The organism is Flagellimonas okinawensis, assembly GCF_029194005.1.
Classification (GTDB): domain Bacteria; phylum Bacteroidota; class Bacteroidia; order Flavobacteriales; family Flavobacteriaceae; genus Flagellimonas; species Flagellimonas okinawensis.
In genome coordinates, this window is sequence record NZ_JARFVA010000006.1 from 75245 (window position 1) to 96042 (window position 20798).

Genomic DNA, 20798 nt, shown 5'->3' on the forward strand with positions numbered 1-20798 from the left:
TCCTTAAATATTTTCAAATTATTGATTTACAATATTTTACATCTAAATAAATAACCGTAACACCGCAGCGCGTGTTACCCTCTTGCTCTTCGATTTTCGTCCCGCAGGGACAAAAATTTTCAGACGCCCAACCCAAGTTGAGCACCTTATTTTTTATTGGTGAATGGTCATTTAAGGAAAGTCAAATCACCCGATAAACGGATTATTTAATGACCAAAAAATGTTAAAATATAACTTTGTAAATATACTATTTTCAGGTGATTGGACATAAAAAAAGCCCATCATAATAAATGGGCTTGTTTGGTTCAATTTGGTATTCATATTTTGAAAATATACTTATAATTGTATAGATTTAGTATCGCTTCTTCTTCCAATAGGGTCTGGTAGTTTACAATGTGCTTCTTGGCATAGTTCCTTAGTTGTTCCCCAAACCGCTTTTCAATGTCCTTTTTGGACATGGATAACAAACGTTCCTGGGTCTCGTCATCGAGGTTGTTATAATTGAGATGTATCATGGCTCTACAATTTTAGTTATACCAATCCATTGTCCGCAAAGCTGTAGTAACTTCCATTTGGTGTAATAATCAAATGGTCAAGTACCCGAATGTCGAAAAGCTGTGCTGCCCGTTTAATTTTATCGGTCAGCTGTTTGTCCGCTTCACTGGGTTCGGTCTTATAGCTCGGATGGTTGTGGGCAAGCAAAATCCCCACGGAAAGGGTCTTCAGCACAATGGCAAACAGGATGCGCATATCTACCAATGTACCCGTAATGCCCCCGGTAGATAAAGGATAAATCCCTTTGACCTTATTGGAGTTGTTCAACAATAGGATTTTAAAGGTTTCGTGCAGCCCTATGGTATTTTTGTCCCAAGTGTCAAAAAGCAATTTGGCAGCATGCTCTGAACTTTTGATAGGTTCGGATTTCAATGTCCCGATTTTCTCTCGGTAACTTATCTGTATTTCGTTAACTTTGTTCTTCATTGTTTTAACTTTTATAGTGAATGATGAAAAAGAGGGTGCTACTTTCCACGGGAACACCCTCTTTACTTTTTTACTTGTTGCCCATCAATAGGATTTCATCGGCTACCACTTCGGTAACATAGCGTTGGTTGCCATCGTCCATGGTATAGATTCGGGTCTTTAATTTGCCCACGATACCGATTTCCTTGCCTTTGTCCACAAACTTTTCGACAATGTCGGCTACCTTGCCCCAAGCGACAACGGTATGCCAATTGGTATCGTTCTGTTTCTCGCCCTTGCCGTCTTTGTAGTTCTCATTGGTCGCCAATGAGAAACGGGCAACTTTCTTTCCGCTTTCAAGGTTCGTAATGGTTGGTTCCTGCCCAACGTTCCCGATTAACTGTACATGATTTTTGATAGTACTCATAATAAATTGTTTTAAAAGCCTGCCTTGTTTCGGCAGACGGGGTTAATAAATCCCCTTTGGATTTCATTTCAATTGAATTTTAAGGGGTGTTTGTTTGATTTCTTGCGTGCATGGCACCAATGGATAAAGTGGGTTTTGTCAAGACTTTCGGGGAACAAATCAGGAGGGTCTGCAACGTAGTTTTTACCGAAGGGCTAAAAACAAGGCAGTGGAAACCTTATTTTTCAATGAAACCTGCTATGGTCTTGACAAGTTCCATAAGAGTATTAGCAATTCTTTTAAAGCCGTTCGTGATTTGAGCGTACCGGTAGTTAAGCGAAATGAGCGATCGGGTTTAATCTAGAATTGGTTATACTGTGCCCGTTTTTCGATGCCCCGAAAAACGATAAAGGCTTTATCCGTTATAAACCCCTTAAAATGTACAGGGCAGAGCTAGGTTTTAGGGATTATCGAGCAAAGGCCCAAGTAGGCTTTGCCGAAAATCCTGTGAAGAAAACCGAAGCTGTGACCTTCCGATTATAAAAGCGCACTTGCCCCAATCCGCGTAGTGGCAAGTAGAACGATTCGTTCCAGTGTACGGAACGGGAGAAGCATAACGGGAGCAACGGGGGATTGGGGCGTGTCCAAGACCTTGTTTTAGTGCAGCTCTTTTTCCGGAATGCAGTGCAACGAAATAAAGGGAAATGTACCAAACGGAATAAGGGACTTGAGGTCTTATAATGCCTACCCATTTAAGGCCAGAAATGATTATGAGGCTAAAATCGATAGTATAAATGAGAGATAATTTTATCTTTGAGAATTATCAATCTTTAGATGAAAAAAGTTGATTTTCAAGAATATAAAGCAAACTTAATATCGCTCGGGATACCGGAAGAAGAAATTTACGATTTCACCGGCGACGTAATTGAATCATTTTATCAGCGTTACTTTGACTGGTGTGTTGATAATATTATTGAGTACAGTCCAATATTTGGTGTCGAGCCTGCCTATTTTTATTTTTGGGATACTTATAGAATAAATGCAGTAGCTGGGAAAGGTAAGAGTGCATATAGGATTAGGTTTTCAAAACCTTATATGGAGGCCTTATATGGAAAGTTGGGTAGAAAGGGACAGTTTTTTGATAAAACCGATTGGGTCGCTTTTAAAAACCTTCAAAATATTACGCCAAATAGTCTTGAATTTTTGATGTTCCAAGCATCTACGATTTTTACATTCTATCATGAATTTGCACATTTGGTTCAGTACAAGGATAAAGTGTTTTCAATGAATGAACATTCGACTGACGATACATATTCCTATGAAAAGCATGTATTTGAGTATGATGCTGATTTGAATGGGTGTCAATTTGTTAGTGTTTATTTTCAGCAGTTTTTTCAGGAACAAATACCTGAGCCTTATCAGACCGATAATAATTATAAACGCCTAATGTATCTTGGTATTTCAAGCATCCTTATTACTCAGTTACTTTTTTTATACGGTAAAATATATCCGTTTCAGCCAGAAAATTTAGATACAGATTTCTATACAAGAGAAAAGTCTCATCCTCATACTTTGGTAAGGGCAAAATATATAATTGAGCATTATGTAAATGTTGCAAAAGCAAATGGTGTAAAAATTGACTTTGGAGATACAACGAGGAACGTTACGATTATTTGCAATGAATTTTTCAAAGACTCTGGGTTATTTAAAAACTTCATTGAAGGATTTCAAAACCATTTCGATGAAATAAATGCCTATGCCCTAGACCTCTATATAGGACAAAGAAATAATAGCAATTGCATTAAACATAAAATAAAGCTTTTCGGTTTTAACTCAGAGGGCTAAAGGTTTTAGCTAAAACAGGGTGATTGTAATTGGGCATTGTATGAAATTAGCTTAAAAGAAGATAATTCATTCGAATCAAGGGTTGAATTTCCATAAATATTGAAAATCAATTCTATGCATTTTTTATAATTGAAAAATGATAAAATATGCCTTTACAACCTATTGAAAATCAATACTGGTTTTCAACCCTTGATTCGCATAATTCAATAATTGCAAAGTTTTTAGAGGTATAACCGAGATTTCACACTAAAATTTATGAATAAAAAGAAAAGCCTGCTCTTTTTGGAGCAGGCTTTCACATTTGAAGGAATTTCAAGCATTAAAGTTCAAATTGTACAATCTGCTGTTCGATTTCCGATTTACGTTGTTCCAAGGTGGACTGTAAGTGGGTCGTGACCAACTTTATCAGATTGGAGTTGGTGGTCTTGAATTCCAGGTTACGTGAGTCCCTGATATAAAAGGAACTTGAACCGTCCTGGTTATAATTGAACTTGGTCAGTTCGTTGAGGGTTTCCGTTAACCGTTCACGTTGTGTGGCCAATCCCCTGAGCTTCTCGAACTTCTGGATGCGGTCGTCTAAGTTGATAACGGGCTTTTTAGCCGTTACTTTCTTTTCAGGTACTACTGTTTTTCCAATGGCCTCACTGGTCAACTTGTCCTGTACTTCCTTTTTAACGGTTGCATTTTGTCTTTTTGCGATTCCGTTCGACTTTGCTTTTGTTTCCATGATAATGAAATTTTTAGTTAAACAATATTTGAGGGCAACACAAACGGAAGACAAAATTTTGGAGCGGAAAGGAAACGGAATAAACGGCAGAGGGAAAAGAAGTGGCTTTATGCCGTCCCTTTTCCGAGAAATATTTTGCGACGTTTAGCTTTCGGGAATATTGTATGAATATATACCATTCTCTTTTTCATAGTAGTACAGAATATTCACACTTAAACTATTTTCAAATGGTCGAATTCTGTTGCCTTGTATTCCAATTTCTTTCTTGAACGCTTAAGTTTTTCCTTCAATTGGGCCATGTCCTTGCTGATTTTCTTTTCAATGACCCTGGCATATTTTTGGGTCGTTGATAATTTTGTGTGGCCTAACATTTTTGAGACCGTTTCTATGGGAACATCGTTCAAAAGGGCTATCGTAGTGGCAAAGGTATGTCGCGCTACATGGAAAGTTAGGTTTTTCTCTATCTTACAGAGCTTGGCTATTTTCTTTAGGTATTGATTGATTTTTTGGTCACTGAATACCCGTAAAAGCGAATGGCCGTTTTCTTCACATGGATAATCGGCATATTTCTCCAGAATTTCCTTGGCTTCATCCAATAAAGGCAACTTTACGGGGGTATTGGACTTTTGCCTTCTGACCATTATCCATTGTTCCCCATCTACACCTGTAACAATATCATTTTTACTTAGGTTCTTTACTTCTATATAGCATAGCCCTGTATAGCATGAAAAAATGAATATATCCCTTACCAAGCGCATACTTTCAAGTGATATCGATAGATTGGTCATTGTGTCGAGTTCGTCCCGCTCTAAAAAGGGGCAATCAAATTCCTCGTACTTCAATTGGTACAGGGCGAATGGGTCGGCTTTAAGCCAGCCGTGTTTCAACGCCAATGTTGTAAACTTCTGTAAACGCTCCAAATGCTTCATGATACCGTTGTTGTTCAATGGCTGGGATTTTCTCAAAGGTGGGCAACAGCGGAGGTAGTCCTCGAAATTGACTATAAAGGAATAATCCATTTGCGCTAAGTAAACATCGTCAACCTTGAATTCCTTTTTAATAAAGCGGTCAACATATTTCTCCGTAGCACGATAGTTTTTGGCGGTTCCAGGAGCCAATTTTTTAAGTTCGTTTTCCCTATGGTAGCGCATAAGGTCCTTACAGGTCAAAATTGCCCTGTCTTTTCCCAAATATCTCAATTTGACCGTCTGGGCCGTAATGGGCCTACCTTCGTCCTTAAGCTGTTTATAAGCTTTCTTGATGCTGGAGTTTATTTCGTCCAGGGCATCGTTGATGCTCTTCGCATTTGTTGCCCTTGTCCTTACGCGGTTTGCCTTATCGCACCAATTGTTTTCCAAAACGGATTCTTTGGCACTAATATCAACGGGCATACTATCTATCCAGATACGTGCATAGATGGGAGTAGTTCCGTCCCTTTTGATTGATGCTTTTTTCAACCAAAAATGGACATTGAATGTGTGTGTTGTTGTCATCACTTTCGTTTAGGTTAAACATTTCCTTGAACGAAAGCCAAATCGCCTCGAAAGTCAAATACGGGCTGTGAACTGTAAATTTAGGAATTTCTTTCCTAAAAAATAGGACACGAAATAGGACACTAACGGATATGCCTTCAAATGGCAATAAAAAAAACCAGTAAAAATGTATTTTACTGGTTTTCATTAATTTACGTATTAAATGATTTTATTTAATACCCTATTTGTCGGGGTGGCAGTTTTAACCAATCCTTTGAAACCCCTTATGTTTCCAGAGTTTTTTCTTGACCATCCAAAAAAGGACACCTCATAGGACACCCTCGTGTGATTTTTGGACTTTCAATAATAAATATAGTGATCTACGGGTTAATCGACTCAAATCTCATTTTAATTGAAAACAAAAGATAAAAAATCAACCATATACTTGGTTCAATATTAGAAGAAAAACATCGCTTTATTGAACTTTTAAAATTATGTTATGGTTTTTTGATAAGCACGAGTGTAAACCATTGAACAAAGTTTGAACCTTAAATTGAATGACCTCTGAAAGGGAAGAATTTCACATAAGAATATCTATCTGGATAAAGTTTCGAATACCAAAGAAGTACGGAAGAGCTAAGGCCTGCTTTTAAAATATGTGAGGAAGGAGATACTATTGTTGTCTATAAGCTAGACCGAATAGACAGAAGTCTTTCGCATTTGACCAAACTTATTGAGTATTTTGAAATGAAGGAAAACCCATTCAATTCACAAACCCCTTCTGATAGTTCCTATAGTCTCCAAAGTGGTTTTTACCTTGTTTTCCAATGCAGCATAATCCCCGTTGACCAAGATATCTTTGGAAATCAATTTTGAACCCATGCCCACACAGCTTACCCCTGCCTCGAACCAAGCCCGTAGGTTTGTCTCTTCCGTACTGACCCCTCCTGTGGGCATAACACTTGTCCATGGCTGGGGTCCTTTGATTGCTTTCACAAAACCTGGACCGTAGGTGGACCCGGGAAAAAGCTTGATGAGTTCACAGCCCAATTCTTCCGCCTTGTTGATTTCGGTCAACGTACCGCAGCCCGGAGACCAAAGTACTTTCCTTCGATTACAGACTATGGCGATGTCTTCCCTTAAAGAGGGCGTTACCACAAAGTTCGCCCCCATTTGCAGATACATCGATGCTGCAGCTGCATCCGTAATGGACCCAACGCCCATAATCATACCTGGAAGTTGTTCCAATGCATATTTGTTGAGCTCCGAGAAAACTTCAAAGGCAAAATCGCCACGCGCGGTAAATTCCATCAACCGGGCCCCACCATCATAGCATGCCATGAGCACCTTCTTACCCACTGCTATATCGGAATGATAAAACAAAGGAACCATTCCCGTTTCTTGCATCATCAGTACTACTTCCAATCTTGTATACCTTGCCATAACCTTTTGTTTTTAACCATGGGGCCGAATCATCCGGCCCCATGTGATTAAAAAAACTAAACCAACCCGACCATCTATCGGGACACTCTTCCAGAAGCATCACCCCCCATTAACTTTTCAACTTCCGCAACGGTGGCCAAGTTGGCATCCCCTTTTATGGTATGCTTCAAACAGGAGGCCGCCACGGCAAAGTCCAAGCCTTTTTGGTCCTCCCCTGACCAGTTCATTAAGCCATAGATAAGCCCTCCCATAAAGGAGTCTCCCCCACCGACACGGTCTACGATGTGCGTGATCTGGTATTCTCGGGAGGTGTACATGGTACTTCCATCGTACAGTACACCCGCCCATGTGTTGTGCGAGGCTGACAAGGAGCCACGTAGGGTCGTGATGACCTTTTTGGCATTTGGAAATCTTTTCATCATCTGTTGGCACACTGATAGAAAAGCATCGGCCTTTACATGTTCTCCCTGCGTGGTAATATCCAGTCCCTCTGGTTTGATACCGAAGTGTTTTTCCGCGTCCTCTTCGTTGCCCAAAACAATATCACAATAGGAAGTAAGTTCTGACATAATCTCCTCTCGTTTGGCATCATCGCAGTATTTCCAAAGCTTGGCACGGTAGTTCAGGTCCGTGGATACAGTAACACCGTGTTCTTTTGCGCTTTTTACCGCTTCGATACAGGCATCTGCCGCTCCTTGGGAGATGGCCGGCGTGATCCCCGTCCAGTGGAACCATTCCACATCCTTGAAGACACTGTCCCAATCCACCATTCCGGGACCTATTTCTGCCATGGCGGAGTGTGCCCGATCGTAGACCACCTTGCTACCCCTACTAACCGCACCGGTCTCCAAAAAATAGATACCCAAGCGATCCCCACCATAAATGATATTGTCGGTACCGACACCACGTTTTCGCATCTCCATCAGGGCACATTCCCCAATATCGTTCTTCGGCAAGCGTGTCACAAAGTCGACGGGCATCCCGTAATTGGCAAGAGATAACGCCACATTCGACTCCCCTCCCCCATAGACCACATCAAAACTGTTGGCCTGTGAGAACCTCAGAAAGCCCGGAGGCGCCAACCTCAACATGATTTCACCAAAGGTCACTACTTTTTTCATTTCTGATTTTTATTTTTAAAGTTTCGTAATAATTATTTTTCAAAAACATTCCTTGTACCTACTACAGCGTAGTGGGACTCATAAAGCCATTAAAACTTGTCATGAAATTAAATCACGAAGGTTTAGTTTAATGTTACAATCCCTGCTCATCTAAAAACTTATGGATTTCCACCATTATCCTTTCTTTATCCTTTTCTTTGAATTTTCCATGTCCTCCTTCAGGTATTGTTATAAACTTTGAATTTACCCCATGAGCTTGTAACTTTTCAAATAGTTTTTGGGACTGGATGTATGGAACAATTGGATCTGCATCCCCATGAACGATAAAAATCGGAGGGCTTTTTGCGTCCACCAAAGTAATGGGAGACAACGATTCTGCAAAAGCAACATTTTCCGATTCAGAACCAAGCCATTTTTTTACGGAAGAGGCAAACATAACCGGCCTTAAATCCGATACACCATACTTGTCTATAATAGCCCTGATTTTGACTGCCTCCCTTTCTCCACAATGGTCATCAAACAAAGAATTATTTTCAGATAAGCCTCCCATTAAGGCCAAATGTCCTCCTGCTGATGCTCCCATAAGAACAATTTTATCAGTATCGATATTCAGTTCTTCCGCATTGCTTATCAAATAGGACATTGCACAGCGAATATCCTCCACAGCTGCTGGTGCCTTGGCTTCGGACTCCAAACGATATTCCACATTTGCCACAGCCATTCCCTTTTTAAAGAAAGAACCAAACCCACGTTGGGATTCCTTTTTGCCATGGTTCCATCCTCCACCGTGTATATTGATGATCACAGGAGTTGGTTCGTCGTTGTTCGTTGGATAGTAAAAATCCAGTTTTCCATTCCACGAAGCAGTTTCGGCATATATGATATCTAATTTTGCTTGATAATTCCGGGGCAGTTCCACTTTCTTAAACTCTTGCCCCTTGCAAGCAAAGGTTACCGTCAGTACTCCCATTAAAATAAGTCGGATACAGTTACAATTTTTAACACTAATGTTTAAAGTCATCATAGAATTGAATATTTACCAGATAGTAGTAGGTTTTTAAAATTAGCTAAAAGCCAACCCTCCATTGATGTCCACATTGTTTCCAGTTATGAATGATGCTTCGGAGGAAGCCAAATAAGCTACCAAATCCGCTACCTCAGACGCATTCCCTTCTCTTTTCAGAGGTGTAGATCCTGCAACTTTTGCACGAACTTCATCCTTAGTAAAATCATCATGAAACTTCGTGGCAATCATTCCGGGGCACAGTGCATTTACCCGTATGCCCTGGGGACCAAATTCTTTGGCCATGGCCCTGGTAAATGTCATAACAGCACCTTTGGATGCGGCATATAAGGATGCTCCAGGACCTCCCCCATCCCGTCCAGCTTGAGAAGCAAAATTGACTATACTACCTCCTTCTACCATCATGGTTTTAAAGGTTTGTGTTACGAAAACGCAAGATTTAAAATTGACATCCATCAAAAGATCATAGAATTTCTCATCGATTTGATCAATGGTTTTCCGTGCAAACAATCCACCTGCTACATTTACCAAAATGTCCACTTTGTCCCCAAAGGCTTCTTTTGTTTTTGATGCCAGATTTTCCAAATCCGACAAACTTGTTGCATCGGCATATACGGCAATGGCATCCCCACCGTTGTTTTTTATCATTTTTACAGTGTCGTTGGCATCGCCCCTGTTTTCAAAATAGTTTACCACCACTTTGGCTCCATTCTTTGCCAGCTTCAACGATACTGCACGGCCGATATCTCTGGCACCTCCAGTAACAACAGCTACTTTTCCTTTTAAATCACTCATTATTGAAATTTTATTTTTATTGATTCTTTATTTCTACAGGTCCTATTTCTTTACATAGCTTAAAGACAGCAAACACTCCTAATGGAACAAATGCAGCTATGATTACAAAAGCTGGTGTATACGATGTTTTTGTTATGATAGGTATCAAAAAATTCATGATGATAACCGATAAAATCCCAACTGTACCACCAAGCCCAGCCAGTGTTCCAACAGATTTTCCACTAAATAGATCACTGGGCATGGTTTGGATATTGGATATGGCAAATTGAAACCCAAACAATACCACCGCAACAATAATCACAAATTTGGTAGGGCCATCTGCGAAGAGAATGGTAGAGACCAATCCCAAGAACATCAAAAGGCCTCCCATCCAAATGGTTCTTTTTCTAGCTTTGTCAACCGATTGTCCCATGGCCACCCACCTTTCGGTAAGGACACCACCAGAAATACTGCCCACAGCAGCACCAACAAAGGGAACCCATGCAAACATTCCTATTTCCTTTACATTAAAACCATAAGTGTTCTGTAAGTAAATGGGCATCCAGCCCACAAAAAGCCACCAAATGGGCTCAAGAAAAAAGCGCGATGCCAGTATTGCCCAAGATTCCTTGTATGAAAGGATTTGCAATATTCCCAAACCTTTTCCCTCTTGGTCCTTATGTCTGCCCAAATGTCGTCCAGAGATAATGTATTTCTTTTCCTTTTGAGTAATCCATGGATGGTCCTTGGGTCTCTTTTTATTGAAAACAATCCATGGAATAATCCATAAAATACCTGCCGAACCTATGATTATAAATGTAGTACGCCATCCAAACCCCAAATACAAAAACGCTATTAATGGAGGCGCCACTACGGAACCCAATGAGGCTCCTGCATTGAAGATACCTTGACCTATGGCCCTGTCCTTTACAGGAAACCACTCAGCATTGCTTTTTACGGCTCCCGGCCAATTACCTGCCTCTGAAACACCCAATAGTATCCTAAAAAAACTGATGGACATCACTCCCCTACCAAAGGTATGCATCAAGGATGCCAACGACCACACAAAAATGGATATGACATAGCCCAGTTTCGTACCCACCTTATCATACATCTTTCCCGAAACCGACTGTCCAAGGGCATAGGCCACCATGAATACATTGAGAATTATGGCATAATCGGATTCACTCATTCCCAACTCTTCGGAAATGCCCGGCCACATGATCGCGAGCGCAGACCTATCTATGTAGTTGATTATTGTGGCCAAGGCGATTAAACCAATGATCCACCATCTAAGACCTTTAACTTTCATTGTCTTGTTTTAAAGCTAAAGGGATTTCAGAAGATTTTCTTGCCCATTCATGGCAATATTGTGCCATCTTGCCAAGATATTTGCATCTTGTGCAATTGGTAAAATCCCTCTCGCTTGATTCTTATTTTTAACAGAACTGTGACAACCCGTGCAGATTGCCCCGATCCTTAAATACTTTTATTGTAACAGAACTGATATAAGTCCTTAAAATGCTCTTTCATTTTTTCTTTGGCCAATTGTGGGTTTTGCTCTTTGATGGCCTCATAAATGGCCCTGTGTTCTTGGATTCCCAAAAATGCCCTGTTCTTATCACAGACATGATACTTTTCGAAATTGTTGATGATTCCGGGAGTTATTACCAGCATCAGCGTGTTTATGGTACTGTTACCACTGGCCCTGGCAATGGCTAGATGAAAAAGTAAATCCTCTTCTACTGCACTTTTCCCATCAACCACCTTGGATTCGTATGCATTTAAGGCTTCTTTTATTTCCTCCAAATTTTCATCTGTTCGCCTAAGAGCAGCAAGCCTACAGGTTTTTAACTCCAGTAAAATCCGAGTTTCCACCAATGATTTGAAATCGGGCTCCTGAAGTCTCAATATATCCTCCATCATCCCGTTCATGGCCACTTGGCCAATATCTGCGACAAAAGTGCCGCTTTGTGGCTTTGACTTTAACAAACCATAAAACTCCAGTGTTTGGATCGCTTCCCGAACATTGCTTCTACTCACACCGAACTTATCAGACAACATACGTTCGGAAGGCAACTTATCACCTGGTTCCAAATTTTTGTAATTAATCAAATCCCGAATCTTTGATATGATCTCATTTTGAATTTTTTGATTCTCGTTCTTTGCTATAACATCTAATTTCATTGGGCTCTTAAAGTTTAAAAAACTGGTTAACCAGATTGGTATGTCAAATTTAATAAATTATATTATTTCTTTTCCAAATAGTCTGGTCCGTTTTTCGGGTTTTGCCATTGCCCTTTTATTGATGGACAATGACCCCTCTTTAAATTAACCAACTCAGAATACTTTCAAAGTTCTGAAACTGTAATTATTTATCCTCCAATTACCTTTGGTTCCATTCATACCATCAACAATCATTTTCTGCTCTTTGTGACTTATTCCACATGTTCTATCATTATATCGTCCACCCTGCCTTCTGCAATATTGTTACTATCCAACCATATTGCCACTGTATCCGATGCTCCGGGATTAAAGAGTAGCGTGAGTTTGGTATAATCAAACGTACTGGTTTGATCGTCTCCCAAAACGGATGCAATGATGGCATCCTCTGCTTCGGAAGCATCTTCAATGGTGTTACCAAGCACGGCCAAGCGTATGTGCCCGCCTGCAGGAGCTGACGCCAGTGTATAATAGAGCGTTATCCTATAATCGGCATTTGGGGTCACCGTAAGCTCTTGATAAGCTACACTTTCAGCTCCCATATAAATCCTTGCGGCTTGATCGCCTGTTCGCACTACACTTGTACTTAGTCCAATGTTGTTGGCACCGGCTATTGCCCATGCATCATTTCCATCTCCTGCTCCCCCTTCCAAGGTCCCTGCCTCGAATCCAGCTTCCAGAATCTCAGGAATGAAAATAACAGGTCCTTCCGGTTCCTTTACGCTTATGCTCTTGGTTTGTACACTTTCCACGCCCAATTTGTCAGAAGCGGTAAGGCTTACCTCAAAATCCCCTTCTTGCGAGAATGTATGTTCCGGTTCGTTTTCAGTGGAAGTGTTCCCATCTCCAAAATCCCAGATAAAATCTGTGGCACTGGATGATAGATTCGAAAAGGAATACGTTAAGTAATCATTGTTGCTCTCACTAAAATCAAAATTAGCCTCGGGAAGTGTAAGGTCTTCTATAGAACCTTCCAAGGGCAATATGTTTTCCTCACAAGAGTAGACCATGGCCACCAAAAACAATGGCATTAGATTTGCCCAATGGTTCACGAATATTTTTTTATATAACATCTTTCTTCTTTTTTTAAATTTCATCAATACCCTGGATTCTGTTCCAAAAGTCCTTTGCTTAGGTTAATCTCACTACTTGGAATTGGAAGCAGGAGAGTGGTAGAGGTAAAATTGTAGCCATTCTCGGTTGCATAGGCCGATAGTACATTTTGTGCCTCTCCCAGACGCAGCAAGTCAAAAAAGCGCTGGTTCTCAAAAGCCAGTTCTACCCTTCTTTCATTTAATAGGTCTTCTTTGGTTATGGTCGCTACCGTTGTTGTGATGCCTGCCCTATTCCTAACTTCCTGAAAAGAGGCAATGGCATTAGAGCTTGTTGTGGCCTCGGCACCGGCCAAAATGGCTTCCACGTGCATTAGCAGTACATCCGCGTAGCGCAATACGATCCAATCATTTCCTGCCAATCTAGGATCACTGGCAATTGGGGCTATCCCCAAGTTTTCGTCCCCGTTTGGAATATATTTGGCGACCTGATATTCAGAAGGTTGGATAACGTCTTGACGAATTGAATATAGCGTCCTATCCCCTCCATATTGATCAAATGCATCACGCATTTCTTTCGTAACATAATTTACTCCAGCAGTATACCCAACAGCATTTAACCATTCCGAAGAAAACCCTTGACTATCTTTGATAAGATCTGGTTCATAGCCTACTGCGAAAATCACTTCATCATTGCCTTCATTATAAAAAACATCTTTGAAATTGCTTTCCAGTGAAAATCCTCTTGCCGGTTTCATTATTGATTCACACAAGGTCTGTGCTTGGCTGTATTCACCAATGGTAAGGTAAACTTTTGCCAACAATGCTTCAGCAGCGGCTTTGGAAGCTCTATTCTTATAGCCATCTCCAAGATTGGCCACTGCAGACAAAAGATCTTCCTCAATGAAATCATATATGATCGAGGATTCGATTCTTGTATAGGAAATCTCGGTATCCAATGGAGCGATCACTTTATCCACCAAGGGTACATCCCCATAAAGTCGAACCAAATTAAAATAGGCATACGCCCGTACAAACTTAGCCTCACCTTCGAACCTTGCCCTGTTGGCATCCGATGCCACCCCTAAATTGTCGAGAAGAACATTGGCCCTGTAGATTATATTGTACATGCTCCTGTAATAATCTGCTACTATACCATTGGTTGCCCTAATGTTATAGTTAACGAACTGTGCTTGATCGGCGTCGGAATCGACAGCTCCTTTGCCCCTGGTATTATCGGTGCGCATTTCCGTTACATAGAACTCATATTGAATGGAATGGTTAGAAGAAGTGCTCCTATCGTTCGTTCCCTGAATTCCATCGTACATGTTCAAAATTCCCGACTCCAATTCTTCATCTGTCTTAAAATATCCTTCCTCACTGACCGCAGAAGTGGGTTGCGGCTCCAAAAAATCCTTACTACAAGAAATTGCAGTAAAAATGAAAACCATTGGTATTATTATTTTTAAAAACTTCATGATTGTGCTGTTTATTTAAAATTCCAAGTTAAGCCCTAGGGATATGGTGCTAAATATGGGCGACCCTCCCAATTGATAACCATAGGTCGTTGCACTGGTCCTTCTTATTGATTCTGGATTGAACCCCGTGTAGTCATCTTCCGTCAAATACATGAGGTTCTGTCCAGATGCGTAAATTCTTGCCCTTGTAAAGACCTTGGTCCTCTTCAAAAAATCCCTTGGAAAATTGTACCCGATGTTTACATTCCGCAAAGCGACATACGAGGCATCTTGGATGATGCTATTGGTAAATATTTTTTCCCTGATAAAACCTTGATTTGGAGTTGTAGCAGGGTCATATTGCTGAGTACTGTTAAAATGATTGAACAAATATTGATCTGCCATATTCCTGACCTGGGCTCCGTGACTACCTTGAAACATAAAGGAGAAATCAAAATTCCCAATTTTGACATCGTTGGTGACGCTCCATAACAAATCCGGATATGGGTTGCCCAATATGGTCCTGTCATCATTATCTATCAACCCATCACCGTTCAAATCTTTGACGTATACTCCACTTGCCTGAGCGCCAACGGGGTGATATGGATATAGGATGTGTTCTGGAGAAATCTCTTCATCGACCACCCAGCCATAAAACGATGATATGGGTTCTCCTTCCAGATTGATCCATTCTGCAGCTCTTTTTGAATCCACCGACAAAATTTGACCATCTGAATCCGCAAAATCCACCAAGGTATTCTTGTTCTTAGATCCAATAATGGTTGTGGACCAGCTAAAATCCGAGCTTATTATATTTCTTGTAGTGAGTTCAAGTTCATACCCCTCGTTTCTAACTTCCCCCAGATTGACAAGGGCATTGCTAAAACCAGTTGTCGTTGAGACTGGATTGTATAGAATCAGCTTATCACTCTCTTTATTATAATACTCGAACGAACCCGCAATTCTATTTCCGAAGAAACCAAAATCCACCCCAGGATTAATCTCCTTGGTTCGTTCCCATTGCAAATCCGGATTGGCAATGTTGACAGGGTTAAAGGCGGACACCAAACTTCCGCCAACCACAGCAGTGGAAGGCTCCAATAGAGCCAAATAAGGATAATTATCGATAAGACTACTCCCGGTATTGAAGGATTCATTGCCGGTAATACCATAACTGAACCTAAATTTTAGGTTACTTATGACATCGCTGTTTCTCAAAAAGTTTTCCCTAGCCACATTCCATCCTACGGACGCTGCTGGAAAGAACCCATATTTATTGTTTGGTCCCAAGGCTGAATTACCATCACGCCTTAAGCTCAGGGACAGCAAATACTTATCCTTATATGCATAGTTCAATCGGCCAAAAAGGGAAAACAATCTTTTTTCATATTCTTCCGATTGTGCCAACGAAATCGTGGTTGCTGCCGTAATGGTTTGAAGCAGATCTGAATCATATCCAGTTCCCCGTACAGATTCATATTCGGTGTCCCATGTCTCTGAAGAAACCCCAGCAACAGCGGTTACTTCATGATTATTGAACATTTTGTTGAAGGTAAGATAGTTCTGTGTCGTCAAATGAAGGACATTTTGCGAGCTGATGTCCAATTGAGCGGCCGCAGCTCCATTTCTACTGGCCTGAACACCCTGCCATCTTCTATTTTTTGCATTTTGAAAGTCTCCGGAAAAGACCGTTTTAAAACTCAGGTCCTTGGTGATATTGAACTGTCCATATACAGTTCCATATACCTTGAACCTATCCTCGGTTCTATCCCTTTCCAGGATTTTTGCTGCGGGATTTGTATTTGAGGTACTACTGATACTTACTGAACTTCCATTACCATAAAGATCATAATCATCAAAATGGCGCTGCACCGCATAATCCCCTATTTGCACATCAGGGTAAACATCCCTGTTCACGTACTGGATTGTATTGGCATCATGATATATGGGCAGCCATGGAGCCTGTCTTAAAATATCGTGTGTAGAACCATCAAACCTATCCTTATATGTGAATGTCGGTGTAATGTTGGCACCAAAGGAAAATAGGTCACTGACTTTTGTATCAATTTTCAGGGTAAGGTTATATTTTTTAAAATCATCCTTCAGCAATACCCCCTCATCATGGGTATAATTGCCTGAAATACTAAATTTGGTGTTCTTGCTCCCACCTCTGGCCCCTATGGAATGGCTCGTGATTATCCCTCCTGTAAAAATGATGTCCTGCCAATCCTCATCTATGCCAATTTGTTGTTTGTACTTTGTTCTATCCGATAGGGAACCGGTCGCCACAAGCTCGGCTTGGGCCGATTCATTTACAGAAAAGTAATAGGCATCACTTTGCCTGGCCCTTTTGTACCCTGTATAGGTATTGTAGGTAAAGCGTGTTTTTCCTTCTTTTCCCATTTTTGTGGTAATCATAATAACCCCTCTACTTCCCCTGGAACCGTAAATAGCGGTTGAAGCGGCATCTTTCAATACCTCAAAGGACTCAATGCTGTTCATGTCCAAAGCCCCGAGGTAATCATTGCCCACCACTTGACCGTCCACTACGATCAATGGAGACAGGGCTCCGGATATCGATGCGGTACCCCTTACCCGAATAGTGGGGGCTGAACCGGCTTCTCCTTCGGTTGCCTGTATGTTCACCCCGGATACCTGGCCGACCAAAGCATCGTCCACCCGGGACACTGCGATTTGATCAAGATCTTCGTTGACCACTTTTGAAATGGCTCCTGTAAGGTGGCTTTTCTTTTGGGTTCCATACCCTATGATAACCACTTCATCCAATTCACTTGCGCTTTCTTCAAGAACAATGGAGTAAGTTGTGTTATCGGAGATGGTAATGTTCTTCGTCTGGTATCCCACATAGGAAAATTGTAGTACCTCGCCCTTAACGGCATTTATGGTGAACTTTCCATCAAAATTGGTATATACACCTCTGTTGGTCCCCACAACGATGACGTTGGCCCCTGGAATGGGAACATTGGAACCATCAGACACCGTACCTGATACTACAGGCTGTTCCTGTGCATAGGAAAACAGTTGCAAAGAAAATAGAGCGAACAATGTCAATTTAATTCGTAATTTCATTAGTTTGTTTAAGTTAGGTTTCTGTAGTTTGCTTATTATACCCCTTGAGCAAAATATGCTTCGGGCCCTGCGTATTCAATACCCAATCAGAACAGGATACGTTCCATTGTTTTCTATTTTTAATATCTTTACAACAGACGTGCTGTCTGACCGGCAGACATGTTTACATATTACTTCCCTCTTACTTGAAGTAATTTCATAAAAAAGGATAGGCGTGCACCTATCCTTTTTCTTTATGTTTCATTTTGTACCATAATTCTGTTTTAGATTTATTTATTTTGGTCAACCAATCTGGTAAACCAATTTAGTCAACCAAATATAATTTATTAAGTCCTTATAAAAAAGAAGGTTATGTTAAAATTTTATAGTTATCTCGAAATTAAATCAATTTGAAAGAGCAAATCATAAAAATTGAATGCGCCTTTTGTGTTATTTGTCAAAATAACAACCTATTTTTTCATGAAAAACTTGTTTATTCTATGAAATCTTCCCTTATGGGGCTAAACACATCCAACAACTCACCATCTTCGAGACAAATGGCTCCGTGTAATACATTGGGAGGAATATAAAATCCATCTCCTTTTTTTAAAATAGTTGTTTTGTCTCCTATCGTTACCTCAAACTTGCCCTTCTGTACATACGTGACCTGGGAGTGAACGTGCTTATGCATAGGTCCTACACCTCCTTTATCAAAAGCAACATGTACTAGCATTATGTTATCATCATAGCCCATTATTTTTCTATAGACCCCCACTCCGGCTTTTTCCCAATTGATCTTATCCCCAAATAAAAATTCTTTGCTTTTCCCTAATGATTTCATCTGTCTATTTTTTATTTTGATATGTATAGGGACCGACCCATTCATACAGTTTGCCGTTTATGGTCAGCCTGTGTTTTTTTGATTTGTCATTTTCGGTATTGGCAAGAATAAAAATTTTGTCCAACCAATTCTTTCCTTTGATTTGTACCCCTATGTAATCCTTATTGTTGTATATGACCTCAATATGCTCAATATTACTTTTGGCATTCTTTGCCATTTCGGTTACCGGACTATAGCTACCATGAGGTTCCATTATGGAAACAAAGAGCGCGTCTTTTGTTTTTTCCTTTCGATGTATTATCACTGGGTCTCTTCTTAAATTGTATTGAGGGTCATTAGCCCCCAACCTTCCCAATAAGAATTGTTCGTTTTGGGATACTATGGTGGTAAGAGTATAAAAATGGTTTTGATGCATCCAACTGAATGTGGCATTACTTTTTTTGCGGAATTGCCCCTTACCCTCCAGAAAAATATGCTGGTATCCGTTTGCTGTGCCCAATGGCTCCAAGGTCGCTGTAGCTTGATAGTCAAAACCGAATTGAATGGGCTGACCGAGATAATGTAAGGGTAAATCATATTTAGCGGGTTTTTGGGAATTCACCCTCAAAATGTCGAACACAAATGGTTTCCCATAGGTTTCTTCTTCAATCATCGCCATGGTTCTGTGCATCTGTGTATCGGTATATGCATTTGACTCCACTGCACTGATTATTTGAACTTTAGAATTGGAAGCATCAAAAAAGTAAAGATTGGAATGATACTTACTTCCAATCTCATAGGTTCCCTGAAAGTGGGAGGTTTCATCCTTGACCAAAGTGTTATGGGCTATGGTTTGCTTGGCCCAAGTGTTATTTTCTTTAAGATAGTTACCTCCACCCTTTTGTTCTATGTTTACATAACGGACCATTCCATAGTCCTGCACTACTTCCTTCCCCTGTTCATAAAGGGAGTAGGAAAGTTTATCATAATGACCATGACTGAGTCCTTGGGCCGTGTATTTAAATACAAGTGTCAACGATTCGTCTTTGCTCCTCAATACACTCAACCCTCCTTGTTTACCATTGGCCCCATCAGAAAATTGCATAGATTTTCTCTTGAATGGTCTACTTGTATTTTGATTCACCCCTTTGGCCACTTCCATGCCCGCATCACTTAAAATTACTTTTCCTTGTTGTTCCGCTATATGCAACAAGGAAGTATCTTTTCCTCCATAATAATAAGACAAATCAACCGCTGTCACCAAGGAACTGGTTTGATAGGACATTCCTTTCTGGGCATCGTTCAATGCAAAAAAATCTCCATTTTTGTCGGTAAGTTGCAATAAGGTATTTACGGATTTGAGCAATACACTGTCCTTAAATTCAAATATCCCCAACTCTGGTCTTGCATTGTGGAGCGATTGGGCAAATATTAAGAAAGGATACATGGCATACCTTTGATAATAAGGGCCTTCTGTATAATATCCATCTGGACTAAAGGGTTCGTCCAAATTGGCCAAAAAACCTGATTTTCCATTTTCCGTTTTGATAAATCCGCCATCGTTATCCTTGGCATTGGGCTCGATATTATCATCGGGCAAACCATATAATGCCTTTTGTACCAATTCATCATCATCCATTACCAGACCTATCATCCCTACCGCTGCATTTCCCCAAGTACTGTGATTATGTATCCTGTTAAAGAACTTCGGGTTCCCTGTTGATAGAAAATCAGCAAATGGTCGAAATAAATTAATCTCTAAATCTTGTCTTTGCTTTTTGGAAAGCCATTCATAAATACAGTCATATGCTTGACTGGTATAGACCAACCAATTGGCATCATTGAGACATTGCCAAAAAAGTTTACCTCGGGCATAGGACCTTTCTTTGGGGTGCAAGGGTAACGTAGGGTACATATCAGCATATTGCATGAGCATGTCCCTAACATAAATAGCATACTTTTCATCATCCAAAACCTGATATAATAGTCCGGCCTTTTGCATGGTCAGGTAGTTGAGTTTATGCCTTTCGTGGGTATATCCCCCGGAATAATCCTTTGGGATGGGCACATCGATTCCAGATGAGATTTCCGCGTCTACCTGGACCTTTACTTGTTCTAAGGAAACATCAAAAAGTGGAAGTTCTCCTAGCTCCCTCTGTATATTCACTACACCTTCTTTGGTTATGGTCAAGGATGGATGCTCTTGTGAACTGGCATGGCCTGGGATAAGAACCAATAAGTAAAGAACATGTAAAGCTTGAACTATACGGTTCATACACATACAGATTTTACATTATCATTATAGTATTTTGAAAAAGCGTTTTTACAATTTTGCTTTATTGGTATTGAACTGTGATTGTTTTGTTGTTTAGGTACATCAAACAGGAATAATGTGATCAAATATA

At 40.5% G+C, this 20798-nt stretch carries 18 protein-coding genes; 2 read left to right on the plus strand and 16 right to left on the minus strand.

The window, feature by feature from the left end:
* Positions 1–317: 317 nt before the first annotated feature.
* The 3 genes from PY091_RS15220 to PY091_RS15230 all read right to left on the minus strand — a co-directional run bounded on the left by PY091_RS15220 (position 318) and on the right by PY091_RS15230 (position 1387).
* Positions 318–515, minus strand: coding sequence for a hypothetical protein (locus PY091_RS15220; protein ID WP_207036822.1), 198 nt, complete (start codon positions 513–515; stop codon positions 318–320).
* Positions 516–531: 16 nt separating this feature from the next.
* Complete coding sequence (locus PY091_RS15225) at positions 532–981, minus strand: JAB domain-containing protein (protein WP_207036821.1); 450 nt, start codon at positions 979–981, stop codon at positions 532–534.
* A 70-nt stretch (positions 982–1051) separates the two neighbouring features.
* Positions 1052–1387 carry a single-stranded DNA-binding protein gene (locus tag PY091_RS15230; protein WP_207036819.1) on the minus strand — a complete coding sequence of 112 codons (336 nt, stop codon included), beginning with the start codon at positions 1385–1387 and terminating at the stop codon, positions 1052–1054.
* A gap of 813 nt (positions 1388–2200) precedes the next feature.
* Here PY091_RS15230 and PY091_RS15235 point away from each other — a divergent pair.
* Positions 2201–3211: a hypothetical protein gene (locus PY091_RS15235; protein WP_207036817.1), complete on the plus strand. Its 1011-nt coding sequence runs from the start codon at positions 2201–2203 to the stop codon at positions 3209–3211.
* A gap of 319 nt (positions 3212–3530) precedes the next feature.
* On the opposite strand, the gene PY091_RS15240 is transcribed toward PY091_RS15235, so the two are convergent.
* Positions 3531–3938, minus strand: coding sequence for a hypothetical protein (locus PY091_RS15240; RefSeq protein WP_207036815.1), 408 nt, complete (start codon positions 3936–3938; stop codon positions 3531–3533).
* A 212-nt stretch (positions 3939–4150) separates the two neighbouring features.
* Positions 4151–5431, minus strand: coding sequence for a site-specific integrase (locus PY091_RS15245; RefSeq protein WP_207036804.1), 1281 nt, complete (start codon positions 5429–5431; stop codon positions 4151–4153).
* A 633-nt stretch (positions 5432–6064) separates the two neighbouring features.
* Here PY091_RS15245 and PY091_RS18720 point away from each other — a divergent pair.
* Positions 6065–6286 (plus strand): recombinase family protein, encoded by a 222-nt coding sequence (locus tag PY091_RS18720; protein WP_207037025.1) that lies wholly within the window; start codon positions 6065–6067, stop codon positions 6284–6286.
* On the opposite strand, the gene PY091_RS15250 is transcribed toward PY091_RS18720, so the two are convergent.
* The 11 genes from PY091_RS15250 to PY091_RS15300 all read right to left on the minus strand — a co-directional run bounded on the left by PY091_RS15250 (position 6179) and on the right by PY091_RS15300 (position 20668).
* On the minus strand, positions 6179–6853 hold the full coding sequence (locus PY091_RS15250) for a bifunctional 4-hydroxy-2-oxoglutarate aldolase/2-dehydro-3-deoxy-phosphogluconate aldolase (RefSeq protein ID WP_275650471.1): 675 nt from the start codon (positions 6851–6853) through the stop codon (positions 6179–6181). The genes PY091_RS18720 and PY091_RS15250 overlap by 108 nt on opposite strands.
* Positions 6854–6927: 74 nt before the next feature.
* Entirely contained in the window at positions 6928–7974 is a 1047-nt protein-coding gene (locus PY091_RS15255; RefSeq protein WP_275650472.1) for a sugar kinase, read from the minus strand.
* Between the two features lie 133 nt (positions 7975–8107).
* Positions 8108–8998 (minus strand): alpha/beta hydrolase, encoded by an 891-nt coding sequence (locus PY091_RS15260; RefSeq protein ID WP_275650473.1) that lies wholly within the window; start codon positions 8996–8998, stop codon positions 8108–8110.
* Between the two features lie 39 nt (positions 8999–9037).
* A complete protein-coding gene (locus tag PY091_RS15265; RefSeq protein WP_207037002.1) occupies positions 9038–9793 on the minus strand; it encodes an SDR family NAD(P)-dependent oxidoreductase in 756 nt (251 codons plus the stop codon).
* Between the two features lie 16 nt (positions 9794–9809).
* Positions 9810–11084 (minus strand): MFS transporter, encoded by a 1275-nt coding sequence (locus PY091_RS15270; protein ID WP_275650474.1) that lies wholly within the window; start codon positions 11082–11084, stop codon positions 9810–9812.
* Positions 11085–11251: 167 nt separating this feature from the next.
* Positions 11252–11959, minus strand: coding sequence for a FadR/GntR family transcriptional regulator (locus tag PY091_RS15275; RefSeq protein WP_207037005.1), 708 nt, complete (start codon positions 11957–11959; stop codon positions 11252–11254).
* Between the two features lie 251 nt (positions 11960–12210).
* Positions 12211–13068 carry a PKD domain-containing protein gene (locus PY091_RS15280; protein ID WP_275650475.1) on the minus strand — a complete coding sequence of 286 codons (858 nt, stop codon included), beginning with the start codon at positions 13066–13068 and terminating at the stop codon, positions 12211–12213.
* 23 nt (positions 13069–13091) lie between these two features.
* Positions 13092–14498, minus strand: coding sequence for a RagB/SusD family nutrient uptake outer membrane protein (locus tag PY091_RS15285; RefSeq protein WP_313790392.1), 1407 nt, complete (start codon positions 14496–14498; stop codon positions 13092–13094).
* A 42-nt stretch (positions 14499–14540) separates the two neighbouring features.
* A complete protein-coding gene (locus PY091_RS15290; RefSeq protein ID WP_275650477.1) occupies positions 14541–17594 on the minus strand; it encodes a SusC/RagA family TonB-linked outer membrane protein in 3054 nt (1017 codons plus the stop codon).
* Positions 17595–18066: 472 nt separating this feature from the next.
* A complete protein-coding gene (locus PY091_RS15295; protein ID WP_207037019.1) occupies positions 18067–18414 on the minus strand; it encodes a cupin domain-containing protein in 348 nt (115 codons plus the stop codon).
* Positions 18415–18418: 4 nt separating this feature from the next.
* Entirely contained in the window at positions 18419–20668 is a 2250-nt protein-coding gene (locus PY091_RS15300) for a heparinase II/III domain-containing protein (protein ID WP_275650478.1), read from the minus strand.
* Positions 20669–20798: the final 130 nt, after the last annotated feature.